6 protein-coding genes are annotated in these 8,243 nt (G+C 74.7%); 2 read left to right on the top strand and 4 right to left on the bottom strand.

The window, feature by feature from the left end; all coding sequences use genetic code 11:
- The first annotated feature begins 185 nt into the window (after positions 1 to 185).
- Both VR45_RS21760 and VR45_RS21755 read left to right on the top strand, forming a co-directional pair.
- A complete protein-coding gene (locus tag VR45_RS21760) occupies positions 186 to 860 on the top strand; it encodes a hypothetical protein (protein ID WP_052709262.1) in 675 nt (224 codons plus the stop codon).
- The gene (locus VR45_RS21755) at positions 847 to 1,524 is read left to right on the top strand and encodes a class F sortase (RefSeq protein ID WP_045941476.1); all 678 of its coding nucleotides are present in this window, start codon (positions 847 to 849) and stop codon (positions 1,522 to 1,524) included. The genes VR45_RS21760 and VR45_RS21755 overlap by 14 nt, the downstream gene beginning before the upstream one ends.
- A gap of 72 nt (positions 1,525 to 1,596) precedes the next feature.
- Here VR45_RS21755 and VR45_RS21750 read toward each other — a convergent pair whose 3' ends face one another.
- The 4 genes from VR45_RS21750 to VR45_RS21735 form a co-directional block, all read right to left on the bottom strand.
- The gene (locus VR45_RS21750) at positions 1,597 to 2,784 is read right to left on the bottom strand and encodes an acyl-CoA dehydrogenase family protein (RefSeq protein ID WP_045941475.1); all 1,188 of its coding nucleotides are present in this window, start codon (positions 2,782 to 2,784) and stop codon (positions 1,597 to 1,599) included.
- Positions 2,785 to 2,874: 90 nt separating this feature from the next.
- Positions 2,875 to 4,890 carry a biotin carboxylase N-terminal domain-containing protein gene (locus tag VR45_RS21745; protein WP_078896722.1) on the bottom strand — a complete coding sequence of 672 codons (2,016 nt, stop codon included), beginning with the start codon at positions 4,888 to 4,890 and terminating at the stop codon, positions 2,875 to 2,877.
- Positions 4,891 to 4,904: 14 nt separating this feature from the next.
- Entirely contained in the window at positions 4,905 to 6,503 is a 1,599-nt protein-coding gene (locus VR45_RS21740; RefSeq protein ID WP_045941474.1) for a carboxyl transferase domain-containing protein, read from the bottom strand.
- On the bottom strand, positions 6,500 to 8,212 hold the full coding sequence (locus tag VR45_RS21735; RefSeq protein WP_078896724.1) for an acyclic terpene utilization AtuA family protein: 1,713 nt from the start codon (positions 8,210 to 8,212) through the stop codon (positions 6,500 to 6,502). Before VR45_RS21735 ends, VR45_RS21740 begins: the two co-directional genes overlap by 4 nt.
- Positions 8,213 to 8,243 lie beyond the last annotated feature (31 nt).

Genomic DNA, 8,243 nt, shown 5'->3' with positions numbered 1-8,243 from the left:
GGACCGAGGAGCCCGGGGCCGACCCGGGCCGAGGAGCGCGGGGCCGGGGGTCCGGACAGGGCCATTTCGGGGAAACCGAGCCCTGCCCGCGCGTGGCACGGCCGCCTCCGGGGGCACCCGGCCGGACGGTGTCCACCACGGCCGCCCGTCCCCGGGCTCGGCCCCGGCCCCTGGAGCACCCCACCGTGAGTACCATCCCTCCTCCACCGTCCGCCCGCCGGCTGCTCGCCGCCGCGACCGCCGCCGCCGCGCTCTCCCTCGGCACCGCCCCGCTCGCGGTGGCCGCGCCGGGGGACAACGGCGACGTCAAGGTCCACGACAGCGACACCCCCGTGAACAACCGGAACGACGATCCGAAGGTCTGCCGGTTCTACCTGGACGCCTTCGACTTCGACACCGTCCAGCTGGTGAACTGGACCATCGAGCAGCAGCCGCCGACCGGCAACGCGCAGGTACTGGCCGGCGCGATCGTGCTGCCCGACGGCACCGGGACGACCTCGACGTACAGCCTGCCGGACGGGCACTACAAGCTCCTCTGGAACTTCGTCGGCGAGAACGGCACCGGGAAGCAGAAGGTCTTCGAGGTGCAGTGCGCGAGCAGCTCGCCGTCGCCCACCGCCACCACCTCGCCCTCCGCCACGCCGTCCCCCTCGCTCTCCGCCACGCCCTCCCCCGGCGGCTCGCCGAGCCCCTCGCCCAAGCCCACCGGCGCGCCGCACGGCGGTGTCGGCACCGGTGGCGGCGGCACCTCCGGCGCCAGCACCGCCCAGGTACTCGGCGGCGCCGGCCTGATCGCCGCGGCCGCCGTACTCGGCCTGCGCGCCCTGCGCCGTCGTCCCGGACGCAATGCCGCGTCCTGACCGTCCGCCCCGCGCGCGGCGCGGCGGCCCCGGCCCGCTGACGGCCGGGGCCGTCGCCGTGGCGCTCGCGGCCGGCGGCACCTGGCTGGTCCGCGACGGCAGCGACGGCGGCGGGCCGCCGCTGCCCCCGGCACCGAGCGACCGGACCCCGGCGGCCTCGGCCCCCGTCCGCACCCCGGCGCCGGTACCCGCCGCACCGCCGCTGGCGGCCTCGGAACCGACCCGGATCCGGATCCCCGCGATCAAGGTCGACGCCCCGATGACCGGCGTCGGCCTGACCGCCGCCCGGACCCTGGCCACCCCGCCGATGGAGCAGCGCAACCTCGCCGCCTGGTACCGGGACGGCACCGCGCCCGGGGCCGCCGGCAACGCCGTCGTCGTCGGCCACGCGGACAACCGCAACGGCCCGGCGGTGTTCTACCGGCTCGGGCTGCTGCGCCCCGGCGACACCGTCGACGTGACCCGCAAGGACCGGCGCACGGCGGTGTTCACCGTGGACTCCGTCAAGGTGTTCCCCAAGCGGGACTTCCCGGACGCCCTCGTCTACGGCGACACCGACCGGGCCGAACTGCGGGTCATCACGTGCGGCGGGAAGTTCGACCGGCGCACCGGCGGCTACGAGTCCAACACCGTGGTGTTCGCGCACCTGACCTCCGTCCGGTGACACCGGCGCGGCGCCCCGATCCGAGGCGGTGGCCCGGACCGAGGCGGCTGCCCGGCCCGGGCCCGGGCCGGGTCAGTACGACTTGGGCAGGCCGAGGGTGTGCTGCGCCACGTAGTTGAGCACCATCTCGCGGCTGACCGGGGCGACCCGGCCCACCCGGGTGGCGGCGAGCAGCGCGCCCAGCCCGTACTCCTGGGTGAGGCCGTTGCCGCCGAGCGTCTGCACCGCCTGGTCGACGGTCCGGGCGGCGGCCTCGCCGGCGGCGTACTTGGCCATGTTGGCGGCCTCACCGGCGGCGGCGTCCTCGCCCTCGTCGTAGAGCAGCGCGGCCTTCTGGGTCATCAGCCGGGCCAGTTCGATCTCCACCGCGCACTGCGCCAGCGGGTGCGCGAGACCCTGGTGGGCGCCGATCGGGGTGGACCAGACGACCCGGGTGCGCGCGTACTCGACGGCCTTGGCGAGTGCCTGCCGGGCCAGCCCGAGGGAGAAGGCCGCCGTCATGACCCGCTCGGGGTTGAGGCCGGCGAACAGTTGCAGCAACCCGGCGTTCTCGTCGCCGACCAGGGCCTCGGCGGGCAGCCGCACATCGTCCAGGAAGACCTGGAACTGCCGTTCGGGGGCGACCAGTTCCATCGGGATGGGCCGGTACTCGAAGCCGGGCGTGTCGCGCGGGACGACGAACAGGGCGGGCTTCAGCTTCCCGGTGCGGGCGTCCTCGGTGCGGGCGACGAACAGCACGGCGTCGCAGTGGTCGATGCCCGAGACGAACACCTTCCGGCCGGTCAGCAGCCAGTCCTCGCCGTCGCGGCGGGCGACGGTGGAGATCCGGTGGGAGTTGGAGCCGGCGTCCGGCTCGGTGATGCCGAAGGCCATCCGGCGGCTGCCGTCGGCCAGACCGGGCAGCCACTGCCGCTTCTGCTCCTCGGTGCCGTAGCGGGCGATCACGGTGCCGCAGATCGCCGGGGAGACGATCAGCAGGAGCAGCGGGCAGCCCGCGGTGCCGAGTTCCTCCAGGACGATCGCGAGGTCCGCGATCCCGCCGCCGCCCCCGCCGTACTCGGCGGGGAGGTTGACGCCGAGGTAGCCGGCCTTTCCGGCCTCGGCCCAGAGCTCGTCGGCGGGCTGGCCGGCGCGGGCCTTGGCGAGGTAGTAGGCGGAGCCGTAGCGGCCGCCCAGGTCGGCGACGGCGCGGCGCAGGGCGACGCGCTCGGGGGTCTCGATCAGCTGGCTGCCGGGGGCGGTGGTGCGCGGTGCGGACATGGCTGGTCCTTCCGGGCGGTTCTTCGTCGGGGGTTGTGGGGTAGCGGGGCTGCGGGCCTGCGGGGTGCTTGCGCGTGGGCGTGGCGGTGTTCAGGGCGCGGGGTGCACGACGGCGAGCAGGGTGCCGAGTTCGACCTGCTGCCCGGGGGTGGCCCGGAGTTCGGCGAGGACGCCGTCGGCCGGGGCGGTGACCTTGTGCTCCATCTTCATCGCCTCCAGCCAGAGCAGCGGCTGGCCGGCGGTGACGGTGTCGCCGACCTCGGCCGCGGTGCGGACGACGGTGCCCGGCATCGGGGCCAGCAGGGCGCCGGGGTCGGTCTGTCCGACGGGGTCGGGGAAGCGCGGGAGCGCCGTGAGCACGGTGCTGCCGAACGGTGTGTCGACGTGGACCCGGTCGCCGTGGCGGGCGATCTCATAGGCGCGCCGGACCTCCCCCTCGCTCAGCACCACCCGCTCGGCGGACGCCTCGACCAGCGTCACCCCGGGGTGCTCCTCGGCCCGCAGTCCGTCCCGGGTGAGCCGGTAGCGGACCACCGACTCCGTGCCGTCCTCGGTGCGGTAGCGCCTGGCCTGCGGCTGGGACGGCAGGTTGCGCCAGCCCGAGGGCAGCGCGCCGGTCCGCGCCGTGGACCGGGCGGCCGCCTCGGCGAGGGCGGCGGCCAGCGCCGCGCGTCCGGCGCCCTTGGTGTCCGGCGCGAGGAGCCCGGCCGCGTGCTCGGCCAGGAAGCCGGTGTGCACCTGCCCGGCCAGGAAGGCCGGGTGGCGCAGCGCCCGGACCAGCAACTCCCGGTTGGTGGCCGGTCCGTGGACCTTGGCGCGGGCCAGCGCGTCCGCCAGCCGCCGGGCGGCGGCCGTGCGGGTCGGCGCCCAGGCGATCACCTTGGCCAGCATCGCGTCGTAGTGCGGGGTGATCTCGCCGCCGGGCGCGACCCCGGAGTCCAGTCGCAGTCCGGCCTCGCCGGTCGAGGTGAACTCCTGGTGGTCGGTGACGAGTTCGAGCCGGTGCAGGGTCCCGGTGGCGGGCTGCCAGTCCTTGGCCGGGTCCTCCGCGTACAGCCGGGCCTCGACGGCGTGCCCGGCGGTCGGCGGCGCGTCCGGGCCGGGGAGCTTCTCCCCCTCCGCGACGGCGAGTTGGAGTGCGACCAGGTCCAGTCCGGTGACGGCCTCGGTGACCGGGTGCTCGACCTGGAGCCGGGTGTTCATCTCCAGGAACCAGAATCGGCCGTCCTCGGCGAGCAGGAACTCGGCGGTACCGGCGCCGGTGTAGCCGATCGCCCGGGCCGCGCTCACCGCCGCGGCGTGCAGGGCCGTGCGGACGTCGTCCGGGACTCCGGGGGCCGGCGCCTCCTCGATCACCTTCTGGTGGCGCCGCTGCAGTGAGCAGTCGCGGTCGCCGACCGCCCAGACCGTGCCGTGCGCGTCCGCCAGCAACTGGACCTCGACGTGGCGGCCGGTGGGCAGGTAGCGCTCGCAGAACACCTCGTCCGAGCCGAAGGCCTTGGCCGCCTCCGCCCGGGCCGCGCCGAGTTCGGCCGGCAGGTCGGCGAGGTCCCGGACGATCCGCATGCCGCGCCCGCCCCCGCCGGCGGCCGCCTTGACCAGCAGCGGCAGGTCGGCCTCGGTCGGGGCGTCGAGCGCGTCCAGCACGGGCACGCCGGCCTCGGCCATCAGCCGCTTGGCGGCGGTCTTGGACCCCATCGCGGCGATCGCGGCCGGCGGCGGCCCGACCCAGCCCAGGCCGGCGTCCAGCACGGCCTGCGCGAACCCGGGGCTCTCGGAGAGGAATCCGTACCCGGGGTGGACGGCGTCGGCCCCGGCCTCCAGCGCGGCGCGGACGATCAGATCGGCCCGCAGGTAGGTGTCGGCGGGCGCGGCACCGGGCAGCCGGACGGCGGTGTCGGCCTCCCGGACGTGCGGGGCGGCCGAGTCCGGGTCGGCGTACACGGCGGTGGTGGCGATGCCGAGTTCACGGCAGGTGCGGAAGATCCGGCGGGCGATCTCGCCGCGGTTGGCGACCAGCAGGTTGGTGATCGGCGGGGTGCCTGTGGGGCGCGGGTGGTCACTGGTGCGCGGGGTGTCGCTGATGTGCGGGTGGTCGGTGGTCATCGCGGGAAGCTCCCTCACATCCGGAAGACGCCGTAGCCGGGTGCGCCCTCGACCGGCGCGTTGTGGATCGCCGAGAGGCAGAGCCCGAGCACGGTGCGGGTGTCGCGCGGGTCGATCACCCCGTCGTCGTAGAGCCGGCCGGACAGGAACACCGGCAGCGACTCGGCCTCGATCTGCTGCTCCACCATGGCCCGGATCGCGGCGTCCGCGTCCTCGTCGTACGGCTGCCCCTTCGCCGCGGCCGACTGCCGGGCGACGATCGACAGCACCCCGGCCAGCTGCTGCGGCCCCATCACCGCCGACTTGGCACTCGGCCAGGCGAACAGGAACCTCGGCTCGTAGGCCCGCCCGCACATGCCGTAGTGCCCCGCCCCGTACGAGGCGCCCATCAGCACGGACAGGTGCGGCACCCGCGAGTTGGCGACGGCGTTGATCATCATCGCGCCGTGCTTGATGATGCCGCCCTGCTCGTAGTCCTTGCCGACCATGTAGCCGGTGGTGTTGTGCAGGAACAGCAGCGGGACCGCCCGCTGGTTCGCCAACTGGATGAACTGGGCCGCCTTCTGCGACTCCTGGCTGAACAGCACGCCCTGCGCATTGGCCAGGATGCCGACCGGGTAACCGTGCAGACGGGCCCAGCCGGTGGCGAGGCTGCTGCCGTAGCGCGGCTTGAACTCGTCGAAGTCCGAGCCGTCGACGATCCTGGCGATCACCTCGCGCGGGTCGAAGGGGACCTTCAGATCACCGGGGACGATGCCGAGCAGCTCCTCCTCGGCGTACTTCGGCGGTTCGGCGAACCGGTCCGCATCGGGGCCCGGCTTGCGGTGGTTGAGCCGGGCGACGATCCGGCGGGCCAGGCGCAGCGCGTCCGGCTCGTCCAGCGCGAAGTGGTCGGCCAGGCCGGAGACCCGGGCGTGCATCTCGGCGCCGCCGAGCGACTCGTCGTCGGACTCCTCGCCGGTGGCCATCTTCACCAGCGGCGGTCCGCCGAGGAAGACCTTGGCCCGTTCCTTGACCATCACGGTGTGGTCGGACATGCCGGGCACGTAGGCGCCGCCGGCCGTGGAGTTGCCGAAGACGACGGCGACGGTGGGGATTCCGGCGGCGGAGAGCCGGGTGAGGTCGCGGAACAGCGCGCCGCCGGGGATGAAGATCTCCTTCTGGCTGGGCAGGTCGGCGCCGCCGGACTCGACCAGGTTCACCAGCGGGAGCCGGTTGGTGAGGGCGATCTCGTTGGCCCGCAGCGCCTTGCGCAGTGTCCACGGGTTGGAGGCGCCGCCGCGCACGGTGGGGTCGTTGGCGGTGATCACGCACTCGACGCCCTCCACCACGCCGATGCCGGTGACCAGCGCGGCACCGACCGGGTAGTCGCTGCCCCAGGCGGCGAGCGGGGAGAGTTCCAGGAACGGCGAGTCCTCGTCGATCAGCAGCTCGATCCGCTCGCGGGCGAGCAACTTGCCGCGCTTGCGGTGGCGTTCGACGTACTTGGGGCCGCCGCCGGCCAGTGCCTCGGCGTGCTCGGCGTCCAGCGCGGCGAGTTTGGCGAGCATCGCCTCCCGGGACGCGGTGTACTCGGCGCCGCCCGGGTCGAGGCGGGTGGGCAGGACGGTCACAGCAGGGCCTCCGGGATGTCGAGTCGGCGCGAGCGCAGCCACTCCCCCAGCGCCTTCGCCTGCGGGTCGAAGCGGTGCTGGGCGGCGACGCCCTCGCCGAGCAGGCCGGTGATGGTGAAGTTGAGTGCGCGGAGGTTCGGCAGGAGGTGCCGGGTGATCGGCAACTCCGCCGTCTCCGGGAGGAGTTCGCGAAGGAGTTCGGTGGTGAGGGTGTGCGCGAGCCAGCGCCGGCCGGGTTCGTCCCGGGCCCAGACGCCGAGGTTGGCGTCGCCGCCCTTGTCGCCGCTGCGGGCACCGGCCACCAGGCCGAGCGGGGCCCGGCGGGTGGGGCCGAAGTCCGTTCCGCCCGCCTCCGTGCCGTCCCCGTCCGGCTGCTCCTGCTCCGGTTCGTCCTGGGCGGTGGCGGTGACCGGTGCGGGCGGGACGGTCACCCGGCGCCCGTCCGGCAGTACGGCGGTGTGCTCGACCTCCCCCGCGCCGATGTACGCGGCCTCGAACACCCCGTACGGCGCGCCCGGCCCGGGCGGGGCGGTGAGATGGAAACCCGGGTACCCGGCCAGCCCCATCTCGACGGCCACTCGCCCGAGTTCGCGCCCGACCCGGGCTGGGTCGCGGTCCCTGGCGGTGAGCCGCAGCAGCGCGGAGGCGGCCTCCTCGGTGGCGGCGTCGGCGTGGTCGGTGCGGGCCAGTGTCCACCGCAGTTCGGCCGGCCGCCGGTCGGGTGCCAGCCCCTCCTCGAACTGCCGCCGTACCAGGTCGGCCTTGGCCTCGATGTCGAGCCCGGTGAGGACGAACACCACCTCGTTGCGGTGGCCGCCGAGCCGGTTGAGCCCGGCCTTGAGGGCGGCCGGGGGCGCCTCGCCGCGCACCCCGTCGATCCGCACCCGGTCCGGCCCGTCCTCGGTCAGCCGGACGGTGTCCAGCCGGGCCGTGACGTCCGGGCCGAGGTAGCGCGGACCGCCGGTCTCGTACAGGAGTTGGGCGGTCACCGTGCCGACGGTGACCGCGCCGCCGGTACCCGGGTGCTTGGTGATGACGCTGGACCCGTCCGGGTGGAGCTCGGCGAGCGGGAACCCGGGCCGGGTCACGTCGTGCTCCCGGAAGAACGCGTAGTTGCCGCCGGTGGCCTGCGCACCGCACTCCAGCACGTGCCCCGCCACCACGGCTCCGGCGAGCGCGTCCAAGTCCCCCGCGCCCCACCCGAAGTGGGCGACGGCCGGACCGACCACCAGCGCCGCGTCGGTGACCCGCCCGGTCACCACCACGTCCGCCCCGCCACGCAGGCACTCGGCGATCCCGAACGCCCCGAGATAGGCATTGGCCGCCAACAGCCCCTGGGGAAGTCCGAGTTCTTGACCCCGGGGCAGCAGATCGTCACCCTCGACATGCCCGACGGCCGGGTCCAGCCCCTGGCTCTTCGCCAACTCCCTCACCGCGTCGGCCAGGCGCGCGGGGTTCAGCCCACCCGCGTTGACCACGATCCGCACGCCGCGCTCCAGCGCCAGACCGAGGCACTCCTCCAGCTGCCGCAGAAAGGTCTTCGCATAGCCGAGCGACGGGTCCTTCAACCGGTCCCGCGCCAGGATCAGCATCGTCAACTCGGCCAGATAGTCCCCGGTGAGCACGTCCAGCGGCCCACCGGTGAGCATCTCCCGCATCGCCGAGAACCGGTCCCCGTAGAACCCCGAAGCATTCCCGACCCGCAACACCGCCCGGTCACCCACCCCGGCCTCCGACCCC

The organism is Streptomyces sp. NRRL S-495 (assembly GCF_000966955.1).
Classification (GTDB): Bacteria; Actinomycetota; Actinomycetes; order Streptomycetales; family Streptomycetaceae; genus Kitasatospora; species Kitasatospora purpeofusca.
This window is presented reverse-complemented; position numbering and strand designations above follow the sequence as displayed.